The sequence below is a fragment of the Actinosynnema sp. CS-041913 genome, from assembly GCF_050942485.1.
Taxonomy (GTDB): Bacteria; Actinomycetota; Actinomycetes; order Mycobacteriales; family Pseudonocardiaceae; genus Actinosynnema.
The window spans coordinates 8,738,916-8,761,783 of the sequence record NZ_CP192037.1; the positions used below are offsets into that span (position 1 = coordinate 8,738,916).

A 22,868-nucleotide genomic window follows, 5' to 3' on the forward strand; every position below is an offset into this window, starting at 1 on the left:
ACGACTGTGGTTGTGGAAGCAGTGGCTGAGCGCGGAGGTGGGTCGATGGGGTTCTACGTGCTGTTGCAACCCGAGGAGGACGCGGAGGCGTCGCTGGTCGAGCACGCGCAGGGGCATCCGTCGTTGCTGGTGATGTCGGCCGGGTCGCAGATCACGGTGCAGATCGCCGGGCGTGACGGCGGTGCGGAACTCGCGATCAACTTCGCGCGGGAGCTGGCGCGGGCTGCGGCGGCGTTCGCTGATCGGTGCCAGGCGTTGACGAAGTTGGCGCCGCTCGACTTCGAGGCCCTGACTGCTGCGGTCGGGACGACGCCCGAGGCGGTCGACAGGGCCATCGGCAGGCACGCCTTGGACGACGAGTCGCCGAAAGTGGTCGACACGCCGTGGTTCGCCGAGACCAGTGCCAGCCGGCCGGACGGCTCGCCTTGATCGCACCGGTCCGCAGAGCAGCAACGTCAACCAACGACCTGGGGGCACGATGTCCGGCGAGAACAAGTGGACGGATGAAGACTGGCGGAACATGCGCGCCGTCACGGAGCTGCTGTTGGCTCGCATGGCGGACCTCAACGACCGGCTGACCCGGATTGAGGATCGTCTGAAGTGGGGCCGAAAAGCTCCGCCTCGACAGCGGAAACACGCTGGCTGAGGTCGTCCAGGGCGCTGTTGATGCGCTCGAACATCTGCCGGAGCTCATGCGGTGAGGGACCGTCGTCCCCCGCATGGGCTTCCGGCTTTTTGACGATGATCGTTCCCTCTCCCTGTCGGGAGATCACCAGTCCTTCGCTGCGGAGCACGTCCAGGGCCTTCTGCAACGTCATCACGGCGCGGCCGTACTGGGCTTGCAGCTCGGCCAGCGAGGGAAGCTTGTCCCCTACCTGGGCTTCATCGGACGCGACGAAACGACGCAGGTCGTCAGCGATCTGCTGGTACGCCGGTCGCGGGTCTGCCGCGTCAAGAGCCATACACGAACTGTAGCGACAAAGCTAGCTGAGCTGGAAGTCACCTGATCGGCCTAGTGAAACTGCTAACTCTACTAGCTATGTTGGTAGTAGTAGGTGGGCGACAGCGGGTCGCCTGCGTCGTGTGGAGGTATCGGGATGGCACTTCAGGACCTGCCGGTCATGCTGAACGGCTACCGGCTGATGATCACGGAGGCTCCGGCCGCGAAGATGCGCGAAGCCGAGGACGGCACCGTGACGCCGGTCGTTGACCGCATGTCCGGTGAGGTGCAGTACGTGGTGACGCTGTTCGCCAAGCCGCTGCCTGTGGAAGGCCGCAAGGCGGGCAAGGGCGAGGAGATCCGCGTCAACCTGCCCGGTGACCCCGGCGAGGGGTTCGAAGAGGGCATGTACGTGGAGCTGGTCAACGTCGTGGTGAACACCTACGAGATCCCGGACCGCGTGGACCCGCGCAAGATCGCCTCGGCGGGTCTGTGGTTTAAGGCGGCCGGTCTGAAGCCGGTGGCGCGTTCGGTGCGCAACGCGGCCTGATCGCCGCACCTCTTCTGTCCGCTCTCTCGGGCTTTCCTAAGCCGTTTCCTTGGGCTGCTTGTTCTTTGTGAATTCCATAGTGGGTAGAGCCATGCCTGAATCCGGCGCACTTGCCTGGTGCGCCGAGGTTTTCTACTAACGAGAGGAGGGCACGACGGCAGATGACGAGCAACAAGCGTGCCGAAGAGCGGTACGCGAACCTGGTCAACTCGATCGACTTCGTAACCGAGCAGTTCGGTCCGCTGGACAAGCTCATCGCGAAGATGCGGGAGAACCCGGCTCCGCCTGGGTCCTGGCGGGTCACGCCTCCGGATGAGCTGAGGAAGCTGCTGGCCAAGGTGCAGCAGAACCTGACCGCGTTGAAGGAGCGGGCGGTCCGCTACGAAACCGAGTTGAAGACCCGCGAATGGAAGGTCTGATGTCACAGCAACTGATCACGGCCCTGGACTGCCTGGACAAGGCCATGCGGCAACTTCGTCAGGCCACTTTGGACATTCCTTACCGACGTGAGGGCTTCAAGGGCGACCACAACGCGTTCGTGCGGTCGGTCGCGGTGCTGCGGACCTCGTTGTCCTACTCCCGCTCGCAGCTCGAATCGGAGTCCGCGCGGCGGCGTCGGCGGGGGAGTCCACGCAAGTAGCACACAAGCACGTCACGGCAACGGCCGATCACTGCGTCCTGGTGGTCGGCCGTTGCCGTGCTCGAACCCAAGGAGCAAGTACATGGCTGAACTGCCTTCGGGCGCATCCCGACGTTCGGTCGGGTGGGAGTTCCGCACGGTGCGGTGGTTGGTCCGGCACCCCGGCGCGATGGTCGGGCCGGGCGCGGTCGGGGCCTCGCTGCACGAGCTGGGCGCGGTCGCTACCGGTGGCGTCGTCGGCGGTCTGACGATGGGCGCGGCGGCTTGGTATCGGGGCCATCCCGATTCGTTCGACGTCTGGGCCGCGCCGGTGCTGCGAGCGTGGCGGCGTCGGTGGGCCGGTGCCTACACCGGTCGTCGGTGGGTGAACCTCATGGGCTCGTGTGGCCTGACCAAGGTGCATCACCGGACCGGGGAAACGTTGGTGCCGCGTGTGTTGCGGGTGCGGGCGTGGTCCCCGTCGATCGACACGGTTCGGGTACGCCTGGTGGCCGGTCAGGCGTTGCGCGCCTTTTCGGCGGTGCTGCCCGAGCTGACCGCGACGCTCAAAGCGCAACGGGTCGCGGTCGAGCAGGGCAAGCCGGGTGAGGTCGTGCTGATCGTTCAGCGTGACGAGCCGTTCGACCGGGTCATCCCGGCACCGGAGATGCCGGAGTCCTCGGACGCGGTGGACCTGCGGTCGTTGTGCCTGGGGGAGACGGAGTTGGGCGGGGAGTGGCGCGAGCCGCTGATCGGCACCCAACACCTGACCGCCGGCGCGACCGGCTCGGGCAAGAACTCGGTCGTCATGGCGAAGTTGCGGGCCGTCGCACCGATGATCCGTGACGGCTTGGTCCGGCCGTGGGTGTGTGACCCGAAGCTGTTCGAGTTCGTCGCGCTCAAGCCCATCCTCGACGGCCGGTACGCGGACTCTCCCGAGGACTGCGCCGAGTTGATCGCTCGGTTCGTGTCGAACATGGAGCGCAAGCAGAAGCGGTTGCAGCGCAAGGGAAAGCGGTCTGTGCCGGTATCGCGGGAACACCCCGTCGACTGGCTGATCCTGGACGAAGTCGGCTACCTGATGGCCTACAACTCCGAGCACGCGCACGAGATCACCAACGCGTGCGCGGTCATCTCGTCCATGGGCCGCGCGACCAATGACGTGCTGGACATCTACGTGCAAGAGCCGTCCAAGGACGTGCTGCCCATCCGGGACTTGCTCCCGCACCGCGTGTGCCTGCGGGTGACCTCCGAACGGCACCCGGACATGGTGTTGGGCGAGGGTGCCCGTGAACGCGGTGCGATCGCTGACGAGATCGCGGCAGACGAGTCCACCGCCGGTATCGGCTTCCGGGTCGACGGCCGGTCCCGCACGCCGCGCCGGGTGCGTGCTGCCTACACGAGTGACCGAGACGTGGACGAGCTGGTCGCCTTCGTCAAGGCCGGTCCTGCCGACTCCGGACTGCGCGTCGTCGCCTGACTTTTCCTTCTCACTGCTGGAGGTTCGCCATGCCTTCCAACCGTTCGCTGGACCGGATCATCCGCACCCTGCGGTCGTTCATGCGCTCCTCTGGCCTGCCCCGGCCGGACCGGTTGGTCATCTCCGCCCGGTCCGGCTCGGTGCACGCCGAGTTCGCCTCCGGGACCGCGCCGGATCGTTTCGCCTCACTGCTGCTGTGGTCCTCCCGGCTGGACGGCCTCACGCTCACGTGGACGTTGCGGCCGGACAACACACTCACCCTGGCGGCGACCGCCCGGAACGGGGCCGGGCTGGCGTTCGGCCTGACCGCCTCGGCGGACGTGTCCGACTTCGACGCCGCCCCGGCGGAGAAAGCCGCGGTGACCCTCGCCGGTTCCTTCCGCCTGGCGGTCCTGGTGGTCGAGCCCGTGACGTACGAGGAGGTCGCGCGCCTGGTCCACCTCGGCCGTGCCGTGGCCGCTCGCCGTGCACGGGTCGCGGGCATCGCGGCATGACCGGTGCCGCGCCGGGGGATGCTGGTGAGACTCGGGCGGTGCGCAGGCTCCGGGCACGTCTCGCCGAGTCTCACCAGCTCCACGGGTTAACTTCCGACCCGCTCTTGCTCGCCGTCCGACTGGAGCGCTTCCGCGTCTCCGTGACCCGCTCCATGTGGTTCTTCCTCGCCTTGGGGCTGGGGTTCACCACCACGGGCGTGCACGAGTTCCTAGCCGGCCACCTGTCGCCGGTCGACGCGCTCTGGTGGGGCGCGTGGCTGGTTGAACCCGCCTTGGCGGGCATCCTCGTCACGCTGCTGCGTTGGGAAGCGGAGATGTTGTCTCGGGGCCTGGCCGTCGATGCCGCCCCGGTCGTCTGGCTGAAGCGGCTCCTGCTCGGCGCAACCCTCGTGACCAATGTGTGGTCGTCGCTGCGCCCGCCGTCCGGCTCGGTCGAGTACGGCGTGGTGTTCCTCCACGTCGTGGTGCCGTTGGTTGTCTTCCTCATCGCAGAGGTCATGCCGGTCATCCAGCACCGTTGCAACGCGGCGCGGGACCGGGTGATGGCCAGCACCCCCTCCAAACCGTCTGCCCTCACTCCGGTGGCTCCTGCTGCACCTCGTGCGGCGCTGAAGCTTCCGGCGCACCTACAAGCCGTGCTCGGCGCGAAAGCCGCTGAGGTGCGTGAGCAGGGCCGTGCCATCACCCCGGCCGACGTGCAAGCGGCCGTGAACGTCCCTGACGCCTTCGCCGCTGCCCTTGCCGACCAGCTCAACGCTTGATCCACCACCACTACCGGGAAGGGGGAGCCTTTTGGTCCTCACGCTTCACGATCGCATCGCGGACAGGGTCCGGCGGGCTGACTACCGGGACTGGCGCGACAAGGTCACCGCCATCGGCGGGTGCGCCCAGCCGATCCGTCTGTTCGGGGCCTGGCAGCTCCACGACCTTGATTCCACGAAGGTGTTGGCGCACCTGGGCGGCGACGTGATGGTGCCCTGCGGCAACCGGCGCGCCTCGGTCTGCCCGGCCTGCTCAGACCGGTACGCCGCCGATGCCTACCACCTGATGCGGGCGGGCCTGGCCGGCGGCAGCAAAGGCGTCCCGGTCACGGTCGCCGAGAAACCACGCGTGTTCGCCACGCTCACGGCCCCGTCGTTCGGCGCGGTCCACAACCGGCCCACCACCCCGGCGGGCAAGGCCCGGCCGTGCACCGGGTGCGGCCAGTTCCACCACCCGGACGACCCGCGTCTCGGCGGCCCGGTCGAGCCGGACAGCTACGACTACATCGGGGCGGTGCTGTGGCAGGCACACGCGGGCAAGCTGTGGCACCGGTTCACCATCGCCCTCCGCCGCGCCCTCGCCCGTGCAGCCGGACTGACCGTGCGGGACTTCCGACACCACGCGCGGGTGTCGTACGCCAAGGTCGCCGAGTACCAGCGGCGGGGCCTGGTCCACTTTCACGCAGTGATCCGGGTCGACGGCCCGGACGGCTCCACCGACCCGGCCCCCGCCTGGGCGACCGTGGACCTGGTGGGCCAGGCGGTACGGACCGCTGCCCGATCGGTCCTGGTCGAATCCCATCGCCCGGACGGCACCGTGCTCGGCCTTGTGTGGGGTGACCAGGTCGACGTGCGCCCGATCAGGGCGAGTTCAGCCGCTGAGCTGGAGGACCAGGCGGGCGCGGTCAGTGACGCCCGGTTGGCCGGCTACGTGGCCAAGTACGCCACCAAAGGCACGGGGGCACGCGACACCCCGGACCGGCCCATCCGGTCGCAGCTCGACCTCGACCACCTACGGGTGTCGGCACATCACCGACGCATGATCCAAACCGCCTGGGACCTCGGCGACCTCGGCTTCTACGCAGAACTCAACCTGCGGAAATGGGCACACATGCTCGGGTTCCGGGGCCACTTCCTGACGAAGTCGAAGCACTACTCAACGACGTTCAAGCGCATCCGTGAAGACCGCCGCGCCTACCGGGCCGCCGAAGTCCTCGAACGCCTCGGCCTCGACACCGACTCGGTGATCGTCGTCAACGACTGGACCTACAGCGGCTCCGGCTACGCCAACGACGCCGAACGCGAACTAGCCGCAGCCCTCGCCGAACGACTCCGCAACCAACGACAACGCAAGTACGCACGAGAGGGGGAACCAGATGGACCTGTCGCCGCTACCTGACCCGAGTGACTTCCTGACCGTGACCGAGTTCTGCGCCAAGCTCCGGATTTCCAAAGACACCTTCTACAAGTGGCGGCAGATTCCCGGAGCCGCGCCTGTCGCGCACAAGCTGCCCAACGGATCGCTGCGCATCTCCGCCACCGACTTCAACGCCTGGTTGACCACGTTGAGGAGTGAAGCCGCGTGAACCTCACCTACAAGGTCAACATCTGGGAGTTGAAGACGCTCAAGCCGGACAAGACCGGCAAGAGACGGCCCAAGCCCTACGGCGTCCGGTGGATCACTGCCGGGCGCGAACACTCCGAGTGGTATCGGACCAAGACACTGGCCGATCGGCGGCGCAACAAGCTGATCAGTGCCACTGAGGCGGGAGAGCCGTTCGACGTCGAAACCGGCCTGCCGAAGTCCGAAGCGGAGAAGGCTGCGGCGCGGTCGCTTCTGCGGCTGGCCCAGGAATTCATCAATCACGAGTGGGAGGGGGCGGCACCCAACACCCGGAAGCGGAACGTGGACACCTTGGCAGTCTCGGTTGCCGCGTTCGTCACCTCGACCAAGGGTGCGCCAGACCGCGCTACTTTGCGACGCACGCTGACCGCTCACCTCCTGGTTCCTCCCAACGCACGAGTCCGCGCGCTCGCGCCGGAGGAGGAAGCGGCGGCTCGGTGGATCGAGGCGGCGTCACGGCCTGTCCGTGAACTGGACAAGATCGAAACCGCGTCGCTCCTTCGTTCGCTCGGCCGGAACATCAACGGCAAGCCGGCGGCGGACTGGACCGTGCGCACTCGGCGCGGAACGCTGCACAACCTGCTCAGCTTCGCGGTGGACGTCGGTGAGCTTGCTTTCAACCCGGTGTCCGGCAACAGGGCCGCGATCCAGCGCGGGAACAGCGAAGTAGACCCGCGTGTGGTGCTCAACCCGACGCAGGCGCGCAACTGCTTGGCCGGCGTGACCTACGCGGGTGGCAGGCCCGGCAGGTTCAGTTACCTCTACGGCTTCTTCGCCTCGATGTACTACGCGGGTCTACGGCCATGTGAGGTCAACCGCCTCCGCGAGGAGGATTGCAAGCTGCCCGAGTCCGGGTGGGGCGAGCTGCTGTTGGAGAAGTCCGCCTCACGCGCGCCCAGTCGTTTTGTCGACTCCGGGCAGAAGTGGGAGGCGCGCAACCTCAAGCGGCGGGCGCAGGGCACTGTCCGGCCCGTCCCCATCCCACCGCAACTGGTCGAAATCCTCCGCGAGCACATCGAGACATTCGGGGTCACCTCCGATGGGCGGCTGTTCCGGGGCCTCAAGACCGGTGACCCGGTGGCTGCGTCGGTGTACTGCGACGTGTGGCGGAAAGCTCGGCTGATCGGTCTCAGCCCTCAGCAAGCCCGATCACCGCTGGGAGAGGACCCGTATGACCTTCGTCATGCGGCGGTGTCGACCTGGCTCACTGCCGGGGTCTCCCCCGCCGAGGTCGCTGAGCGCGCCGGCCACACCGTGGAGGTGTTGCTCAAGGTCTACGCGAAGGTGCTAGACGGTCAGCGCGAGCCGTCGAACCGCAAGATCGAGGACCTGTTGAACGGTGAAGATTGATCTTTCTGGGGGTCTTCGTTGTTCCGTGCATGTTCCGTGAGCGGTGACAGAAGACCGCAGTAAGTGACGGTCACTCACCTACGTCCGAGTCAACGACGGAGAAGGTTTGTGCTGGTCAGCATGGCTATTCCACATTGACCAGCGCAGACCGCAAGACGCCGGATCAGGCTGTTTCAATCCCGAAGTTCCATGGTGCAGCACTTCGGGCCGCCGCCGGATTTGCGGAGTTCTGAGATGTCCACGAAGACGGGCTCGAAGCCTCGCCTGGCGACCTGGTCGGCCAACGACGTCGCCTCCACCGGCAGGATCACGTTGCGGCCGTCGGAGACCGCGTTGAGGCCCAGGCAGGCCGCGTCCTCGGCCGTCCCGATGACCGCGTCGGGGAACAGGCGGCGCAGGACGCGTTGTGAGCCGGGTGAGAAGGCGTCCGGGTAGTAGGCGACCAGGTCCTCCGCCAGCACGAACAGGGCCACGTCCAGGTGGTAGTAGCGCGGGTCGGTGAGTTGCAGGGAGACGACCGGCACGCCTAGGACTTCCTGGGCCTCCGCGTGGGCCGACGGGTCGGTGCGGAAGCCGGTGCCGGCCAGCAGGTAGCGGCCGGTCCAGGTGAAGTCGCCTTCGGCTTCGTTGGTGCGTTCCGGCATGACCACTGACCGGTAGCCGTTGGACAGGAACCAGCGGCGGAAGTGGTCGGCTTCCGGGGCTCGTTGTTCGGCCCGGAAGCGGGAGCCCAGGACTTGGCCGTCGATGACCGTGCCGGAGTTGGCCGCGAAGACCATGTCCGGCAGGCCCGGCTGGGGGTCGATCAGGGCCACCTGGTGGCCCAGGCGTTCGTAGGTGTCCTTCAGGTTCGTCCACTGCTCGACCGCCAGCGCCGTGTCGATCGGCTGGGTCGGGTCCATCCACGGGTTGATCGCGTACTCCACCGTGAAGTACTCCGGCGGGCACATGAGGTACCGACGGGTGGTCGGCACGCGCACGGGGGCCGTGGGCGTGGTGACGCCCAGCACGATCGGCTCGTCGCCGGAGCCCAGGAGGGATACCGAAGTCATGGATCGAAGGGTAAATAGGCTTCTGACCAGCGAACAATGCCGCAGTATTGCGTCTGGTAGTGCAGAATGTTGCGTGTGGACTCGATTGACCAGCGGATCATTTCGTGCCTGATGGCCAACGCCCGCTCCAGCTACGCCGACATCGGCAAGGAGGTCGGGCTGTCCGCGCCCGCCGTCAAGCGTCGCGTGGACAAGCTGCTCGACACCGGGGTGCTGCGCGGCTTCACCGCCGTCGTGGACCCCGAGGCGCTCGGATGGGGCACCGAGGCCTTCGTCGAGGTGCACTGCCGGGGCAACGTGGCGCCCCACGACATCCAGCAGCGGCTGGAGCCGATGGCCGAGGTGATGGCCGCCTACACGGTGTCCGGGGCGGCCGACGCGATCGTTCACCTGCGGGCCGCCAACATCCACCACCTGGAGACCGCCCTGGAACGGCTGCGGGCCGTCGAGATCATCGACCGGACCGTGTCGACCGTGGTGCTGTCCCGCCTGCTGGACCGTCCGCCCGCGCCCTAGAGTCGCGGCCATGTCCGAGGTGCTGTTGGAGCGTTCCGACCGGGTCGCCGTGATCACCGTGCACGACCCGGAGCGGCGCAACGCGTTGACGCTCGACCTGTCCGACCGGCTGGTCGCGGCGGTCGAGGAGTGCGAGCGGGATGCCGGTGTCCACGCCGTGGTGGTGACCGGCACGCCACCGGCGTTCTGCGCGGGCGCGGACCTGACGGCGTTGGGCGCGGCCCGCGAGGAGGGCTTGCGGCGCATCTACGCGGGCTTCCTGGCGGTGGCGGACTGCGCGCTGCCCACGGTCGCCGCCGTGGGCGGTGCGGCGGTGGGCGCCGGGCTGAACCTGGCGCTCGCCTGCGACGTGCGGGTGGTCGGGCCCGAGGCGCGGTTCGACGCCCGGTTCCTCCAGCTCGGCATCCACCCCGGCGGCGGGATGACCTGGATGCTGCAACGGCTCGTCGGGCCGCAGACCGCGATCGCGATGACGTTGTTCGGGCAGATCCCGGACGCCGACGCGGCCGTCCGGCACGGCCTGGCCTGGGAACGGGTCGACGGCGGGCACGACGAGCTGGTCGCCTCGGCCGTCGAGCTGGCGAAGGCTTCGGCCGAAGCTCCGCGCGACCTGGTCCGCACCATCAAGGCGACCATGCGGAAGACCGCGGTGCTGGACGCGCACGCGGACGCCGTGGACGCCGAGATCACCCCTCAGGTCGCCTCCATCGACACCCCGGAGTTCGCCGCCAAGCTCGCCGCGATGAAGGCCCGGATCAGCGGTCGGGCCTGACCGGCGGGCCGGCAACGGACCGGACCCGAGCAGGATCCGGACAGGACCTGGACAGGGCACCCGAGGTACCTGTAACTTTCAGTAACAGTTACTAGTGGGTACGCCCGAACCGGCGGTGATTACCGCGCGGTTGGCCGCCGTCACACCAGGTGGGACGAAGTGTCCCGCACAGTGGTACAGCGGAGACCGGCCCATGCCCGGGCACGACTACCCTCGCGAAGGGGTAGGGGCGACTTGCCTCCAGCGGGCGTGAAGAGAGGGATCGGCGGAGGACATGACTACCGACGTTGGTAACGGCGCCGCGCCAGGTGGTGGCGCCGAAGTCCGCAAGCTCGACCGGGTGGTTATCCGGTTCGCCGGTGACTCCGGCGACGGGATGCAGCTCACGGGCGACCGGTTCACCTCCGAGGCCGCGGCCTTCGGCAACGACCTCGCGACCCAGCCGAACTTCCCGGCCGAGATCCGGGCGCCCCAGGGCACCCTGCCCGGCGTGTCGAGCTTCCAGCTCCACTTCGCGGACTACGACATCCTCACCCCCGGCGACCGCCCCGACGTGCTCGTGGCGATGAACCCGGCGGCGCTCAAGGCGAACATCGACGACCTGCCCAAGGGCGGGATCCTGATCGTCAACACCGACGAGTTCAGCAAGCGCAACCTGACGAAGGTCGGCTACGCGGCCGACCCCCTGGAGGACAACTCCCTCACGGAGGCCTACCAGGTGCACAAGGTGGCCATGGCCACCCTGACCATCGGCGCGCTGGAGAACACCGGCCTGGGCAAGAAGGACGCGGAGCGGGCGAAGAACATGTTCGCCCTCGGCCTGCTGTCCTGGATGTACCACCGGCCCACCGAGGGCACCGAGCGGTTCCTGCGCGAGAAGTTCGCCAAGAAGCCCGACATCGCCGAGGCCAACGTGCTGGCGTTCCGGGCGGGCTGGAACTACGGCGAGACCACCGAGTCGTTCGCGGTCACCTACGAGGTCGCGCCGGCCAAGCTCAACCAGGGCACCTACCGGCAGATCACCGGCAACACCGCGCTCGCCTACGGGATCGTGGCCGCCGGGCAGCAGTCGAAGCTGTCGATCGTGCTGGGCACCTACCCGATCACCCCGGCGTCGGACATCCTGCACGAGCTGTCCAAGCACAAGAACTTCGGCATCACGACGTTCCAGGCCGAGGACGAGATCGCGGGCATCGGCGCGGCCCTGGGCGCGTCCTACGGCGGTGCGCTCGGCGTGACGTCCACGTCCGGCCCGGGTGTGGCGCTGAAGTCGGAGACCATCGGCCTCGCGGTGATGACCGAGCTGCCGCTGGTCGTGATCGACGTGCAGCGCGGCGGCCCGTCCACCGGCCTGCCGACCAAGACCGAGCAGGCCGACCTGCTCCAGGCCATGTACGGCCGCAACGGCGAGTCGCCGGTGCCGATCGTCGCGCCCCAGTCGCCCGCCGACTGCTTCGACGCCGCGCTGGACGCGGTGCGGATCGCGCTGACGTACCGCACGCCGGTGCTGCTGCTGTCCGACGGCGCGATCGCGAACGGCTCCGAGCCGTGGCTGATCCCGGACGTGGCCGACCTGCCGGACCTGACGGTGGATTTCGCCACCGAGCCGAACGGGCCGGACGGCGAGTTCTGGCCGTACCTGCGCGACCCGGAGACGCTGGCGCGGCCGTGGGCGGTGCCCGGCACGGCGGGGTTGCAGCACCGGATCGGCGGCCTGGAGAAGGCCGACGGGAACGGCAACATCTCCTACGACCCGGCCAACCACGACCACATGGTGCGGGTGCGGCAGCGGAAGATCGACGGCATCGAGGTGCCGGACGTGGTCGTCGACGACCCGTCGGGGGCCGCGAAGGTGCTGGTCGTGGGCTGGGGCTCGTCGTACGGCCCGATCGGGGCCGCCGCCCGCCGGGTGCGGAAGCTGGGCATGCCGGTGGCGCACGCCCACCTGCGTCACCTGAACCCGTTCCCGAAGAACCTGGGCGAGGTGCTCTCCCGGTACGAGCGGGTCGTCGTGCCGGAGATGAACCTCGGCCAACTGGCGTTGTTGTTGCGAGCGAAGTACCTGGTGGACGCGATCAGCTACACCAAGGTGCAGGGTCTGCCCTTCAAGGCGGAGGAACTGCAGGACGTGCTCGCCGATGTGATCAAGGGAGTGTCCGAGTGACAGCGACCGATCTCGGTCTGCCCGGCCTGGGGGGCCTTGCCGGAGTTCCGATCGCCCTTGAGCCGCAGAAGGCCAAGGACTACAAGTCGGACCAGGAAGTGCGCTGGTGCCCCGGCTGCGGCGACTACGTGGTGCTCAACGCCGTCCAGTCGTTCCTGCCCACGCTGGGGCTCAAGCGCGAGAACATCGTGTTCATCTCGGGGATCGGCTGCTCGTCGCGGTTCCCGTACTACATGAACACCTACGGGATGCATTCGATCCACGGGCGGGCGCCGGCCATCGCGACCGGTCTCGCCGTGGCGCGGCCGGACCTGTCGGTGTGGGTGGTGACCGGTGACGGCGACGCGCTGTCCATCGGCGGCAACCACCTCATCCACACGCTGCGGCGCAACGTGAACCTGAAGATCCTGCTGTTCAACAACCGGATCTACGGGCTGACCAAGGGCCAGTACTCGCCGACGTCCGAAGAGGGCAAGGTCACCAAGTCCACGCCGCTCGGGTCGCTGGACCACCCGTTCAACCCGGTGTCGCTGGCGCTGGGCGCGGAGGCCACGTTCGTCGGGCGGGCGGTCGACTCGGACCGGGCGGGGCTGACCACCGTGCTGCGGCAGGCGGCCGAGCACCGGGGGTCGGCGCTGGTGGAGATCTACCAGAACTGCCCGATCTTCAACGACGGCGCGTTCGACGTGCTGAAGGACGCCGACGAGGCCGCGCGGCGGATCATCAACGTCGTGGACGGGGAGCCCATCACGTTCGGCAACGGCGAGTACGCCGTGGTGCGGGACGGGTTCGGGCTGGCCGTGGCGAAGGCGTCGGAGGTGGCTCCGGGGGACGTGGTCGTGCACGACGCGTCCGACCTGAACCTGGCGTTCGCGCTGTCGCGGCTGTCGACGCAGGACCTCCAGCACACCGTGACCGGGGTGTTCCGCAACACGACGCGCGCCACGTACGACGACGCGGCGCGGTCGCAGGTGGAGGCCGCCAAGTCGGCCAAGGCCCCCGACCTGGCGGGGCTGCTGCGCGGCAAGGACACCTGGACCGTCGTCTAGACGTCTCCACGGAAGGGCCCCTGTTCCGTCTCCCGGAACAGGGGCCCTTCGCGTTCCCTCCCCAGGGAACCTGTGGCGCCGGTCAGCTCACGGCGCGGGGCGGAAGCCGGCTTTCTCCGCATCGGAGATGGTGCGGAACCAGACGTCCGCCCTGGTCTCGCGGAAGTTCGCGGAGTCGTTCGTGTAGTAGCGGCGGCCGGTGAGGGTCGCTTTGACGTAGAAGTCCGGCGCGGGGGCCATGCCGTCGGACTTCGGCAGCACCGAGCCCGGCCCGAACGGCGAGCGCGGGTTGAAGCCCTCCGGCTGCTGGTAGCGGGTGGTCGCGCTGTTCGCCGGACGGCCGCCCGTGCTGGGGCTGAAGCCGACCGGGCGGGGGCGGACCGGGCGGGGCGGGGGCGGGTTGATCGGCTGCGACACGGGCGGCGGTGGCGGCGGGATGTGCGGGATGTGTGGGCTGTTCGGGCCGTTCGCCGGGCGGGTGGGGCGTTGCGGGAGGCCGTTGCCCGCCGAGGCCAGGAGTTCCGGGGCGAGTTTGGGGACGAACGGTTGGTCGTTGGCCGAGGAGGTTGGTTTCGGCGGGGCCGGGGGTTCGTCCTCGATGTCTTCGGGGGTGAGGAGGGGTTCGAAGAGGGAGCGGGGGCGGGTCGGTTCCTTGGGCTGTTCGGGCTTGGCCTGGGCGGCGGGCTTGGCGGGCTCCGGGCGCGGGGGCGCGGGCTCGGCGGGTGCGGCCTGCTCGGGGCGCGCGGGGGTTTGCTCGGCATGGGCCGCGAACGGCTCGGGGCGGGCGGAGGCCTGCTCGGCATGCGCGGCGAACGGCTCCGCGTGTGGAGTGAACGGTTCGGGGTGGGTGGGTTCCGGCTTGGCCTCGGGCTCCACGAACGTGGCCGAATCGGCGGGCGGTTCGGTGGGCTGGGCGTGTGCGGCGGGTGGTTCGGCGTGGCGGGCGGTCGGCTCCGGGTCGAGGTTGGCGGGCTCGGCGTGCGCGGCCGGCTCTGGGTGCAGGGCAGGCTCGGGGTGCGCGGCAGGTTCGGCGTGTCGGGCCGTGGGTGTGGGGGGTGGCTCGGCGAGCGGGTCCGCCGGGATGGGTGCGAGGAGTTCCGTGCGCGAGGCCGACGGGTCCTGGTCGCGGTGGCGGGGGGCGGACTCCTGTTGTGCGGTCAGCTCCGCGTAGAAGCCGGCCGGGTCGGGTTCGGGGAGCGGGAGTTCCGCGCGGATCGCCGGGTATTCGCCGGTCAGGTCGTGGTCGGGCCAGAGTTGCGGTTCGCTCGCACCCATCCCGTCGGATCGCCAGGTGGTCGTGGGCTGGTCCTGGTTTCCGGCGGGCGGTGGCCCGGTCGGGGTCCAGGTCGGCTCGGCGTGGTGGCTGCCGTCGCGGGGCCGCTCGGGCTCGTCGTCGGTGTGGATCGTGTCCGACTGCGTCTGCCAGACGGGCTCGTCCGCGGAGCCGGTGTCCGGATGGATCTGCCAGGCGGGCTCGTCGGCGTCGTCCTCCCGCCGCCGGTCGTCCTCGGTCGCGTCCACCTCCGCGATGGCACGGGCCAGTGCGGTCGCCGGGATGAGGGTGGTCTGTTCCGCCGCCGGCGTTTCCGGCTCGTCCTCTTCCCCCGGGCCCTCGGCCGGGTCCTCGTCCTCGCCGTACACCTCCGGCACGCCGGCCTGCTCCTCGCGCCACACCTCGCGCGGCTGGAAGGCCTCCACCTCCGGCGGCGCGGTCGGCTCGGGTTGCGGCGTCGCCGGCTCGGCCACCGGGCCGGCGGCCGGGATCAGGTGGGTTTCCTCGGCGCGGAGTGCCTGCTCGGGCACCGGGCCGGTGGCGCCGGGGGTCAGGCGTTCGAACAGGCTGCGGGGGCGGTCGTCCTCAAGTTCCGGGAAGTCGTGCTGCTCCTCGAAGTCGGACAGCGGGCGGTGTTCGTCGTCCAGTTCTTCGAGCAGCTCGTCACGCCGGTCGAGCTTCATGTTCGCCACGTCGTAGCGCGGCGGCTCGTCCTGTAGCAGGTCCTCGACCGGGGAGCGGCGGTCGACGTGCCAGTCGTCGAACTCGTCCCGGGCGGCCTTCGGCGGCGGGGCGGTCGGCCGTGGGGAGTCGAGCAGGCGCTCCTCCAGGTCCTCCAGCTCCTTCTTGGCCGGACGGACCAGCACGAGCCAGGTCAGCGCGACGCCTGCCACGAACGACAGCAGGCTCCACAACCACACCTGCCCGAAGAGCGAACTCACGGGAGACCCTCCCACAGCACAGTCCTGTCACACCCCGACGCGCTCCGCTCCCGAGCCGTCACCCGGTAGGGGAAGCGGTGCAAAACTACCCTGACCACCCGGCCCGGCGCGTGCGGCCGGCCGGAGTCGGCCGATACTGGAATAGTAGGCCACCTGGAGCAACTGACCAGGCAAAACGGTCGGCGTAGAGTAGCCTTCGTGCCGCCGTTGACGAACTCCTCCGCCGTCGCGGCGGAAACTCACCACGCCAACCGGGGTGTCGCCTTCGGCGTCGGCGCCTATGTCATCTGGGGCATCGTGCCCGCCTACTGGCCGCTGCTCGCCCCGGCCGGCGCGGTGGAGATCCTGGCGCACCGGATCGCCTGGTCGCTGCTGGTGATGGTGCTGATCACGGCGGTCCTCGGCCGGTGGGCCGGGCTGCGGACGCTGTCCCGGCGCGGCTGGCTGATGGTGACCGGCGCGTCCGTGCTGATCGCGGTCAACTGGGGCGTCTACATCCACGCCGTCAACACCGGGCACGTCGTCGAGTCCGCGCTCGGCTACTTCATCAACCCGCTGGTCAGCGTCCTGCTCGGGGTGGTGGTGCTGCGGGAGAAGCTGCGTGGCGCGCAGTTCGCCGCCATCGCGATCGCCGTGGTGGCGGTGGTGGTGCTGGCCGTGGACTACGGGCGGCTGCCGTGGATCTCGCTGACGCTGGCCTGCTCGTTCGGCCTGTACGGGCTGCTGAAGAAGACCGTGCCGCTGGACGCCACCGCGAGCCTCACCGCGGAGAGCATCGTGCTGGCCCCGATCGCCGTCGGCTACCTGCTCTGGCTCGGCCCCGCCGGGACGTTCCTCGACCACGGCGCCGGGCATGCGCTGATCCTCGCGTCGGCGGGTGTGGTGACGGCCATCCCGCTGATGCTGTTCGGGGCGGGCGCGCGGCGCATCCCGCTGATCACCATGGGGATGCTCCAGTACCTCGCCCCGATCCTCCAGTTCTCGTGGGGCGTGTTCGTGAAGCACGAGCCGATGCCGCCGTCGCGCTGGTTCGGGTTCGCGCTGGTGTGGGCGGCGCTGGTGGTGTTCACCGTCGACGCCCTGCGGTCCCGTCGCAGGCCGCGCCTGCTCGCGCCGATCGAGTGAGCCGGGGGCGGTGGGAGCCGGAGTCGGTGGGAGCCCGACGGCCCATGGGAACCCGGCGGTCCGTGGCAACGCGGCGGTCAGTGGGAACGGGTGACCACGTACTCGCTGACGGACTCCAGCGCGTCCCGCGCGGCACCCTCGGGCAAGTCGTGCAGCGTGGCACGGGCACGGGCCGCGTAGTCCTCCAGCGTCCGCCGCGCCCGGACCAGGCCGGGTGACGACCGCAGCAGCGCCAACGCCTCGTCCACCTCGGCGTCGTCGGTCAGCGGCTGCGCCAGGAGCCGGGCCAGCCGCGAGTCCGGCTCGTCGGCCAGCGCGTACAGCATGGGCAGCGTCTTCACGCCCTCGCGCAGGTCGGTGCCCGGCGTCTTGCCGGACTCCGTGGACGGGCTGGCGATGTCGATCACGTCGTCGGAGATCTGGAACGCCGCGCCGATGATGTCGCCGTACGCCTGCAGCGCCTCGACCTGTCTGGGCGTGGTGTCGGAGAACATCGCGCCGAACCGGGCCGCCGTGGCGATCAGCGAGCCGGTCTTCTCGGCGATCGTGGTCAGGTAGTGCGCGATCGGGTCCTCGCCCCCGCGCGGGCCCATGGTCTCCCGCATCTGGCCGGTGACCAGCTCGGAGAACGTCTCCGCGATGATCCGCGCCGCCCGCGTGCCGAGGTCGGCGACCAGCGCCGAGGCGTGCGCGAACAGGTAGTCGCCGGTCAGGATGGCGATGCTGTTGTCCCACTTGGCGTTGGCCGACGCCGCGCCGCGGCGCATGGTGGCCTCGTCCATCACGTCGTCGTGGTACAGCGTGGCCAGGTGGGTCAGCTCCACCACGGCCGCCGCCTTGATGACGCTGTCCCGGTCCCACGTGGTGCCGAACTGGGCGGACAGGATGGTGAACAGGGGGCGGATGCGTTTGCCGCCCGCGTCCACCAAGTGCAGCGACGTCTCCATCACCGGGGGGAAGTCGCTCTGCACCACTTTGTGCAGCACCTGCTCGACCTCGGCCAGCCCGGCCTGCACCACCTCCGCGAGCACGGGGTCCGCCAACCGGAACCCCGTCCCCGCCCGCTCGCTACTGGTCACTCCTGAAGCCTACGTACCGCTAGAAGATGAACCCGCCGGCACCCGCCCAATCGAGGGCGAACGCGGGCCAGACACCGAGGATGAGCGTGATCGCCGCGCCCAGCGTGATGGCCACCGAGGTGAACGCGCCGGGCACGCTCACCGTGGGGCCGTCCGGCGCCGGCTCGCTGAAGTACATCAGCACGATGACCCGCAGGTAGAAGAACGCGGCCACGGCCGAGGCCACCAGCGCGATCACCACCAGCGGCGCCATGCCGCTCTGCAGCGCCGCCGCGAACACCACGAACTTGCCGATGAACCCGCTGGTCAGCGGAATGCCCGCCAACGCGAGCAGCAGGAACGTGAACACCGCGGCGGCGATCGGCGAGCGCTTCGCCAGCCCCGCCCACTGGGACAGGTGGGTGGCCTCGCCGTCGGCGTTGCGGACCAGCGACACCACGCCGAACGCGGCGATCGTGGTGAACCCGTACGCCATCAGGTAGAACATCGTGCCGGACAGGCCCTCGCTGCTCAGCGAGATGGACCCGACCAGCAGGAAGCCCGCGTGCGCCACCGACGAGTAGGCGATCATCCGCTTCACGTCGGTCTGGGTGAGGCCGAGCACCGCGCCGATGACCATGGACGCGATCGCCACGCCCCACAACACGCCGTTCCACTCCCAGCTCGACTTCTCGAACGCCACGAACAGCACCCGCAGGATGCCGCCGAACGCCGCGACCTTCGTGCAGGCCGCCATGAACGCCGTGATCGGCGTCGGCGCGCCCTGGTACACGTCGGGGGTCCACGCGTGGAACGGGCCGACCGACGCCTTGAACAGCAGGCCCACCACCAGCAGGCCGAAACCCGCGTACAGCAGCGTGTCGGGCCGGTCGTTGCCGGCGGTCGCGGCGGCGATGTCGGCGAGCTTCACCGAGCCCGCGAAGCCGTACAGCAGGGCCACGCCGTACAGGAAGAACGCCGAGGCGAACGCGCCGAGCAGGAAGTACTTGACCGCCGCCTCCTGCGACAGCAGCCGCCGCCGGCGGGCCAGGCCGCACATCAGGTACAGCGGCAGGGACAGCACTTCCAGCGCGATGAACATGGTCAGCAGGTCGTTCGCGGCGACGAACACCATCATGCCGCCGAGCGCGAACAGGGTGAGCGGGAACACCTCGGTCTGCATCCCGAACCGGCCCGCCTGGGCGCGGTCCTGGACGGTGCCTGGCCGGATGGCCGCGTCGGCGACGAACGCGCCGCCGGGCTCCACCGAGCGGTCCGCGATGAGCAGCACCGCGCCGAAGCCGAGCACCAGCAGGGTGCCCCACAGGAAGATCACCGGCTGGTCCACGGCGATGGCGCCCGCGAGGGTCACCTTGCCCTGCTCCGGGGTGTCGGCGGAGCCGCCGTACCAGGCCAGCGCGCCGCCCGCCGCGGCGAGCGTCAGCAGGGTCAGCACGACCTGGCTGCTCCACCGCTGCGCCTTCGGCAGGAAGGCCTCGACCAGCACGCTGAGGCAGGCCGCGCCGAGCACGATCAGGATCGGCGCGACCGCGAGGTAGTCGATCTCCGGCGCCTGGAGCCGCTGGGTCTGAGCGAGGAACGTCACGTCACTTGCCTTCCTGCGCGACCGGGTCGGCCACCCCGACCTCGCTGAGCGTCGCCCCGACGGACGGGGTGATCACGTCCAACACCGGCTTCGGGTAGAACCCGAGCACCAGGATCAGGGCCACCAGCGGCGCGAGCACCGCCAGTTCCCGCTTGTCCAGGTCGCGCACCGGGGCGCGTTCCGGATCGACCGTCGCGCCGGGCCCGCCGGTCGCGCCGATCAGCGCCGTGCCGCGCACCGGGCCCTGGAACACCCGCTGGTACAGCCACAGGATGTAGAGCGCGGCCAGCACCATGCCCAGCGCGGCCAGGATCGTGTACACCGGCTGGTTCGGGTAGGAGCCGACGAGCACCAGGAACTCGCTGACGAACGAGTTGGTGCCGGGCAGCGCCAGCGACGACAGGCCGGCCACGAAGAACAGGCCGCCGAGGACCGGCGTCAGCTTCGCCATGCCGCCGTAGTCCTCGATCAGGCGCGACCCGCCGCGGGCCATCACCATGCCGACGACCAGGAACAGCATGCCGGTGGAGATGCCGTGGTTGACCATGTACAGCACCGCGCCGGCCCCGGCCTGCGAGCTGAACGCGAAGATGCCCAGCGCGATGAAGCCGAAGTGCGCGATGGACGTGTACGCGACGAACCGCTTCAGGTCCGACTGGCCGACCGCGAGCAGCGAGCCGTAGAGGATGCCCGCCACGGCCAGGACCAGGATCAGCGGCGCGAGTTCCTGGCTGGCCAGCGGGAACAGCGGCAGGCAGTAGCGCAGGAAGCCGAACGTGCCGATCTTGTCCAGGATGCCGACCAGCAGCACGCCCGCGCCGACCGGGGCCTCCGCGCCGGCGTCGGGCAGCCAGGTGTGCAGCGGCACCAGCGGGGCCTTGATCGCGAACGCGACGAAGAACCCGAGGAACAGCCAGATCTGCGTGGACAGCGGCAGCTCGCGAGTGACCGTGACCAGGGTGGCCCAGTCGAACGTGCCGGCGCCCAGCCGGTCCGCCGCCGCGACGTACACGCCGATCACCGAGGCCAGCATGACCAGGCCGCCGAGCAGCGAGTACAGGAAGAACTTCATCGCCGCGTACTGCCGGTTCGGGCCGCCGAAGCGGCCGATCAGGAAGTACATCGGGACCAGCACAGCCTCGAAGAACACGTAGAACACGAACACGTCGGTGGCCGCGAACACGCCGACCATGCCGGTCTCCATGGCCAGCAGCAGCGCGAAGAACCCGCCCGCGCTGCGGCCCTCGGGCAGCTTGTCCGCCCACGAGCCGCCGATGACCACCGGCACCAGGAACGCGATCAGCGCGATCATCACCAGCGCGATGCCGTCCACGCCGAACGACAGGTGCACGCCGAACGCCGGGATCCAGTCGGCCGAGCTGGTGAGCTGGAGCCGCTCGTCCGACGACGGGTCGAAGCCGACCCAGGCGAGCACGGCGATCGCCAGCTCGCCCAGCGCGACGGCCAGCGCGACCGTCTTCGCGATCCGGTCGTTGCGCCGCAGGAAGGCCACCACCACGCTGCCCACCAGGGGCAGCAGGAGCAGCGCGATCAGCGTCCAGCTCACGAGAACCTCACCATCAGCAGCGCGCCCAGGACGAAGATCGCACCCAGGAGCATGGAGAGCGCGTACGAGCGCACGAATCCGGTCTGGAGCCTGCGCAACCGGCCCGAGCTACCGCCCAGCAGCGCGGCCGACCCGTTGACCAGGCCGTCCACGCCCTTGTTGTCCACGAACACCAGCGCGCGGGTGAGCCAGGTGCCCGGCCGCGCGAACAACGCCTCGTTGAGCGCGTTGCCGTACAGGTCGGCGCGCGCGGCGCGGACCGGGAACGACACCCGCTCCGGGCGGGCCACCGGCTGCGGCTTGCGGCCGAACAGCAGGAACGCCACCAGCACGCCCAGCGCCGACAGGCCGAGCACCAGGAAGTTCACCACGCTGTGCGAGAGCACGCCGTGCTGCTCCTGCAGCTCGCCCAGCGACGGCGTGAGCCAGCCCGCCAGGTTGTGGTTGGTCTCGAAGAAGAACCCCGCGCCGACCGAGCCGACCGCCAGCAGGATCATCGGCACGGTCATGGACAGCGGCGACTCGTGCGGGTGGTAGGCGCGGCCGTCCTCGGACTCCAGGTCCGTCCAGCGCGGCTTGCCCAGGAAGACCAGGATCAGCAGGCGGGTCATGTAGAACGCGGTGATGCCCGCGCCCAGCGCCGCCGCGCCGCCGAACACCCAGCCCCGCCAGCCCGGCTCGCTGAACGCCGCCGCGATGATGGCGTCCTTGGAGAAGTAGCCGGACAGGAACGGGAAGCCGATCAGGGCGAGGTAGCCGAGCGTCCAGGTGACGAACGTGATCGGCATCTTCTTCGCCAGCCCGCCCATCCGGCGGATGTTGCCCTCGTCGTTCATGCCGTGCATGACCGAGCCGGCCCCGAGGAACAGCCCGGCCTTGAAGAAGCCGTGCGTGAGCAGGTGCATGATGCCCAGCGCGTAGCCGACCGGGCCGAGGCCGACGGCGAGGATCATGTAGCCGATCTGGCTGACCGTCGAGTAGGCGAGGACTTTCTTGAAGTCGTCGTAGGCGCAGCCGATGAGGCACCCGATGATCAGGGTGACCGCGCCGATGATCATCACGACCAGCCGGCCGTCGGCGGACGCGTTGTAGATCGGGTTGGACCGGGCGATCAGGTAGACGCCGGCCGTGACCATGGTCGCCGCGTGGATCAGGGCGGAGACCGGCGTGGGGCCGGCCATCGCGTCCGGGAGCCACGCCTGGAGCGGGAACTGGCCGGACTTGCCGCACGCGCCGAGCAGGAGCAGCAGCGTCACCGCGGTGACCTCGGCGGCGGACAGCTCGCCGACCCGCGCGAACACCTCGGTGTACTGGGTGGTGCCGAGTTCCTTGAACAGGATGAAGATCGCGATCGCGAGACCCAGGTCGCCGACCCGGTTCATCAGGAACGCCTTCTTCGCGGCGCTCGCGGCTTCCGGCTTGTGCTGGTACCAGCCGATCAGCAGGTAGGAGGCGAGACCCACGCCCTCCCAGCCGAAGTACAGGGTCACGAACCCGTTGCCCAGCACCAGCAGGAGCATCGCGGCGACGAACAGGTTCAGGTAGCCGAAGAACTTCCGCCGCCCGGCCTCGTGCGCCATGTAGCCGATCGAGTAGATGTGGATCAGCGACCCGACACCGGTGATCAGCAGGACGAAGGTCAGCGACAGCGGGTCGAGGCGCAGGGCGAACTCGACGTTCAGCGCGTTCACCGACACCCAGTCGAACAGGTGCAGCTCGCTGGTGCGGTCGCTCCGGCCGAGCGTCTCGAAGAACAGCGCCACGCCGTAGCCGAACGTCGCGATCACGGTGGCGCAGCCGAGCAGGTGGCCCCACTTGTCGGTGCGCCGGCCACCGAGCAGCAGCACCAGCGCGCCGAACGCGGGCAGGGCGAGCAGCAGCCAGGCGAGACCGCCGAGCCCGCCGGCGGCAATAGGTTCCGTCACCG

Annotated in this window: 22 protein-coding genes; 15 read left to right on the top strand and 7 right to left on the bottom strand. The window is 69.5% G+C overall.

Annotation, left to right across the window (positions count from 1 at the left end; all coding sequences use genetic code 11):
- Positions 1-45 precede the first annotated feature (45 nt).
- Positions 46-429 carry a hypothetical protein gene (locus ACQPZF_RS39410; protein ID WP_433265935.1) on the top strand — a complete coding sequence of 128 codons (384 nt, stop codon included), beginning with the start codon at positions 46-48 and terminating at the stop codon, positions 427-429.
- A gap of 134 nt (positions 430-563) precedes the next feature.
- On the opposite strand, the gene ACQPZF_RS39415 is transcribed toward ACQPZF_RS39410, so the two are convergent.
- Positions 564-962 (bottom strand): GntR family transcriptional regulator, encoded by a 399-nt coding sequence (locus tag ACQPZF_RS39415; RefSeq protein ID WP_433265936.1) that lies wholly within the window; start codon positions 960-962, stop codon positions 564-566.
- A 135-nt stretch (positions 963-1,097) separates the two neighbouring features.
- Here ACQPZF_RS39415 and ACQPZF_RS39420 point away from each other — a divergent pair, with 135 nt between their 5' ends.
- From ACQPZF_RS39420 to ACQPZF_RS39460, 9 genes are all read left to right on the top strand, one after another.
- Complete coding sequence (locus ACQPZF_RS39420; protein WP_433265938.1) at positions 1,098-1,490, top strand: hypothetical protein; 393 nt, start codon at positions 1,098-1,100, stop codon at positions 1,488-1,490.
- 161 nt (positions 1,491-1,651) lie between these two features.
- Complete coding sequence (locus tag ACQPZF_RS39425) at positions 1,652-1,909, top strand: hypothetical protein (RefSeq protein WP_433265940.1); 258 nt, start codon at positions 1,652-1,654, stop codon at positions 1,907-1,909.
- Entirely contained in the window at positions 1,909-2,130 is a 222-nt protein-coding gene (locus ACQPZF_RS39430; protein ID WP_433265942.1) for a hypothetical protein, read from the top strand. The genes ACQPZF_RS39425 and ACQPZF_RS39430 overlap by 1 nt, the downstream gene beginning before the upstream one ends.
- A gap of 82 nt (positions 2,131-2,212) precedes the next feature.
- Positions 2,213-3,589 (top strand): FtsK/SpoIIIE domain-containing protein, encoded by a 1,377-nt coding sequence (locus ACQPZF_RS39435; protein ID WP_433265944.1) that lies wholly within the window; start codon positions 2,213-2,215, stop codon positions 3,587-3,589.
- Positions 3,590-3,618: 29 nt separating this feature from the next.
- Positions 3,619-4,083: a hypothetical protein gene (locus ACQPZF_RS39440; protein ID WP_433265946.1), complete on the top strand. Its 465-nt coding sequence runs from the start codon at positions 3,619-3,621 to the stop codon at positions 4,081-4,083.
- A 38-nt stretch (positions 4,084-4,121) separates the two neighbouring features.
- Positions 4,122-4,844 (top strand): hypothetical protein, encoded by a 723-nt coding sequence (locus tag ACQPZF_RS39445; protein WP_433265948.1) that lies wholly within the window; start codon positions 4,122-4,124, stop codon positions 4,842-4,844.
- 31 nt (positions 4,845-4,875) lie between these two features.
- Positions 4,876-6,243, top strand: a complete 1,368-nt coding sequence (locus tag ACQPZF_RS39450; protein WP_433265949.1) for a replication initiator — start codon at positions 4,876-4,878, stop codon at positions 6,241-6,243.
- Positions 6,221-6,430: a helix-turn-helix transcriptional regulator gene (locus ACQPZF_RS39455; RefSeq protein WP_433265951.1), complete on the top strand. Its 210-nt coding sequence runs from the start codon at positions 6,221-6,223 to the stop codon at positions 6,428-6,430. Before ACQPZF_RS39450 ends, ACQPZF_RS39455 begins: the two co-directional genes overlap by 23 nt.
- Positions 6,427-7,818 (top strand): tyrosine-type recombinase/integrase, encoded by a 1,392-nt coding sequence (locus ACQPZF_RS39460; RefSeq protein ID WP_433265953.1) that lies wholly within the window; start codon positions 6,427-6,429, stop codon positions 7,816-7,818. The genes ACQPZF_RS39455 and ACQPZF_RS39460 overlap by 4 nt, the downstream gene beginning before the upstream one ends.
- A 173-nt stretch (positions 7,819-7,991) precedes the next feature.
- On the opposite strand, the gene ddaH is transcribed toward ACQPZF_RS39460, so the two are convergent.
- Positions 7,992-8,870 (bottom strand): dimethylargininase, encoded by an 879-nt coding sequence (gene ddaH, locus ACQPZF_RS39465; protein WP_433265955.1) that lies wholly within the window; start codon positions 8,868-8,870, stop codon positions 7,992-7,994.
- A 75-nt stretch (positions 8,871-8,945) separates the two neighbouring features.
- On the opposite strand from ddaH, the gene ACQPZF_RS39470 reads away from it, so the two are divergent.
- The 4 genes from ACQPZF_RS39470 to ACQPZF_RS39485 all read left to right on the top strand — a co-directional run bounded on the left by ACQPZF_RS39470 (position 8,946) and on the right by ACQPZF_RS39485 (position 13,371).
- Complete coding sequence (locus tag ACQPZF_RS39470) at positions 8,946-9,386, top strand: Lrp/AsnC family transcriptional regulator (RefSeq protein ID WP_433265957.1); 441 nt, start codon at positions 8,946-8,948, stop codon at positions 9,384-9,386.
- Between the two features lie 10 nt (positions 9,387-9,396).
- Positions 9,397-10,158 (top strand): enoyl-CoA hydratase, encoded by a 762-nt coding sequence (locus ACQPZF_RS39475; RefSeq protein WP_433265959.1) that lies wholly within the window; start codon positions 9,397-9,399, stop codon positions 10,156-10,158.
- Between the two features lie 274 nt (positions 10,159-10,432).
- A complete protein-coding gene (locus tag ACQPZF_RS39480; RefSeq protein ID WP_433265961.1) occupies positions 10,433-12,322 on the top strand; it encodes a 2-oxoacid:acceptor oxidoreductase subunit alpha in 1,890 nt (629 codons plus the stop codon).
- The gene (locus tag ACQPZF_RS39485; protein ID WP_433265963.1) at positions 12,319-13,371 is read left to right on the top strand and encodes a 2-oxoacid:ferredoxin oxidoreductase subunit beta; all 1,053 of its coding nucleotides are present in this window, start codon (positions 12,319-12,321) and stop codon (positions 13,369-13,371) included. The genes ACQPZF_RS39480 and ACQPZF_RS39485 overlap by 4 nt, the downstream gene beginning before the upstream one ends.
- An 87-nt stretch (positions 13,372-13,458) precedes the next feature.
- On the opposite strand, the gene ACQPZF_RS39490 is transcribed toward ACQPZF_RS39485, so the two are convergent.
- Positions 13,459-15,585: a sunset domain-containing protein gene (locus tag ACQPZF_RS39490; RefSeq protein WP_433265964.1), complete on the bottom strand. Its 2,127-nt coding sequence runs from the start codon at positions 15,583-15,585 to the stop codon at positions 13,459-13,461.
- Between the two features lie 198 nt (positions 15,586-15,783).
- Between ACQPZF_RS39490 and rarD the strand changes: the two genes are divergently transcribed.
- On the top strand, positions 15,784-16,710 hold the full coding sequence (rarD, locus tag ACQPZF_RS39495; RefSeq protein WP_433265966.1) for an EamA family transporter RarD: 927 nt from the start codon (positions 15,784-15,786) through the stop codon (positions 16,708-16,710).
- Positions 16,711-16,787: 77 nt separating this feature from the next.
- Here the strand turns inward: rarD and ACQPZF_RS39500 are convergent, their stop codons facing one another.
- From ACQPZF_RS39500 to nuoL, 4 genes are read right to left on the bottom strand one after another with little or no spacing between them, the layout of a single operon-like run.
- Entirely contained in the window at positions 16,788-17,789 is a 1,002-nt protein-coding gene (locus ACQPZF_RS39500) for a polyprenyl synthetase family protein (RefSeq protein ID WP_433265968.1), read from the bottom strand.
- Between the two features lie 19 nt (positions 17,790-17,808).
- Positions 17,809-19,374, bottom strand: a complete 1,566-nt coding sequence (gene nuoN / locus ACQPZF_RS39505; protein ID WP_433265970.1) for an NADH-quinone oxidoreductase subunit NuoN — start codon at positions 19,372-19,374, stop codon at positions 17,809-17,811.
- Position 19,375: 1 nt separating this feature from the next.
- On the bottom strand, positions 19,376-20,941 hold the full coding sequence (locus tag ACQPZF_RS39510) for an NADH-quinone oxidoreductase subunit M (protein WP_433265972.1): 1,566 nt from the start codon (positions 20,939-20,941) through the stop codon (positions 19,376-19,378).
- On the bottom strand, positions 20,938-22,866 hold the full coding sequence (gene nuoL, locus ACQPZF_RS39515; protein WP_433265974.1) for an NADH-quinone oxidoreductase subunit L: 1,929 nt from the start codon (positions 22,864-22,866) through the stop codon (positions 20,938-20,940). Before nuoL ends, ACQPZF_RS39510 begins: the two co-directional genes overlap by 4 nt.
- Positions 22,867-22,868: the final 2 nt, after the last annotated feature.

Excerpts from the sequence above, each read along its gene's own strand:
- ACQPZF_RS39410 (WP_433265935.1), top strand. The coding sequence starts at position 46 with ATGGGGTTCTACGTGCTGTTGCAACCCGAGGAGGACGCGGAGGCGTCG.
- ACQPZF_RS39415 (WP_433265936.1), bottom strand. The coding sequence starts at position 962 with ATGGCTCTTGACGCGGCAGACCCGCGACCGGCGTACCAGCAGATCGCT.
- ACQPZF_RS39420 (WP_433265938.1), top strand. The coding sequence starts at position 1,098 with ATGGCACTTCAGGACCTGCCGGTCATGCTGAACGGCTACCGGCTGATG.
- ACQPZF_RS39425 (WP_433265940.1), top strand. The coding sequence starts at position 1,652 with ATGACGAGCAACAAGCGTGCCGAAGAGCGGTACGCGAACCTGGTCAAC.
- ACQPZF_RS39430 (WP_433265942.1), top strand. The coding sequence starts at position 1,909 with ATGTCACAGCAACTGATCACGGCCCTGGACTGCCTGGACAAGGCCATG.
- ACQPZF_RS39435 (WP_433265944.1), top strand. The coding sequence starts at position 2,213 with ATGGCTGAACTGCCTTCGGGCGCATCCCGACGTTCGGTCGGGTGGGAG.
- ACQPZF_RS39440 (WP_433265946.1), top strand. The coding sequence starts at position 3,619 with ATGCCTTCCAACCGTTCGCTGGACCGGATCATCCGCACCCTGCGGTCG.
- ACQPZF_RS39455 (WP_433265951.1), top strand. The coding sequence starts at position 6,221 with ATGGACCTGTCGCCGCTACCTGACCCGAGTGACTTCCTGACCGTGACC.
- ddaH (WP_433265955.1), bottom strand. The coding sequence starts at position 8,870 with ATGACTTCGGTATCCCTCCTGGGCTCCGGCGACGAGCCGATCGTGCTG.
- ACQPZF_RS39475 (WP_433265959.1), top strand. The coding sequence starts at position 9,397 with ATGTCCGAGGTGCTGTTGGAGCGTTCCGACCGGGTCGCCGTGATCACC.
- ACQPZF_RS39480 (WP_433265961.1), top strand. The coding sequence starts at position 10,433 with ATGACTACCGACGTTGGTAACGGCGCCGCGCCAGGTGGTGGCGCCGAA.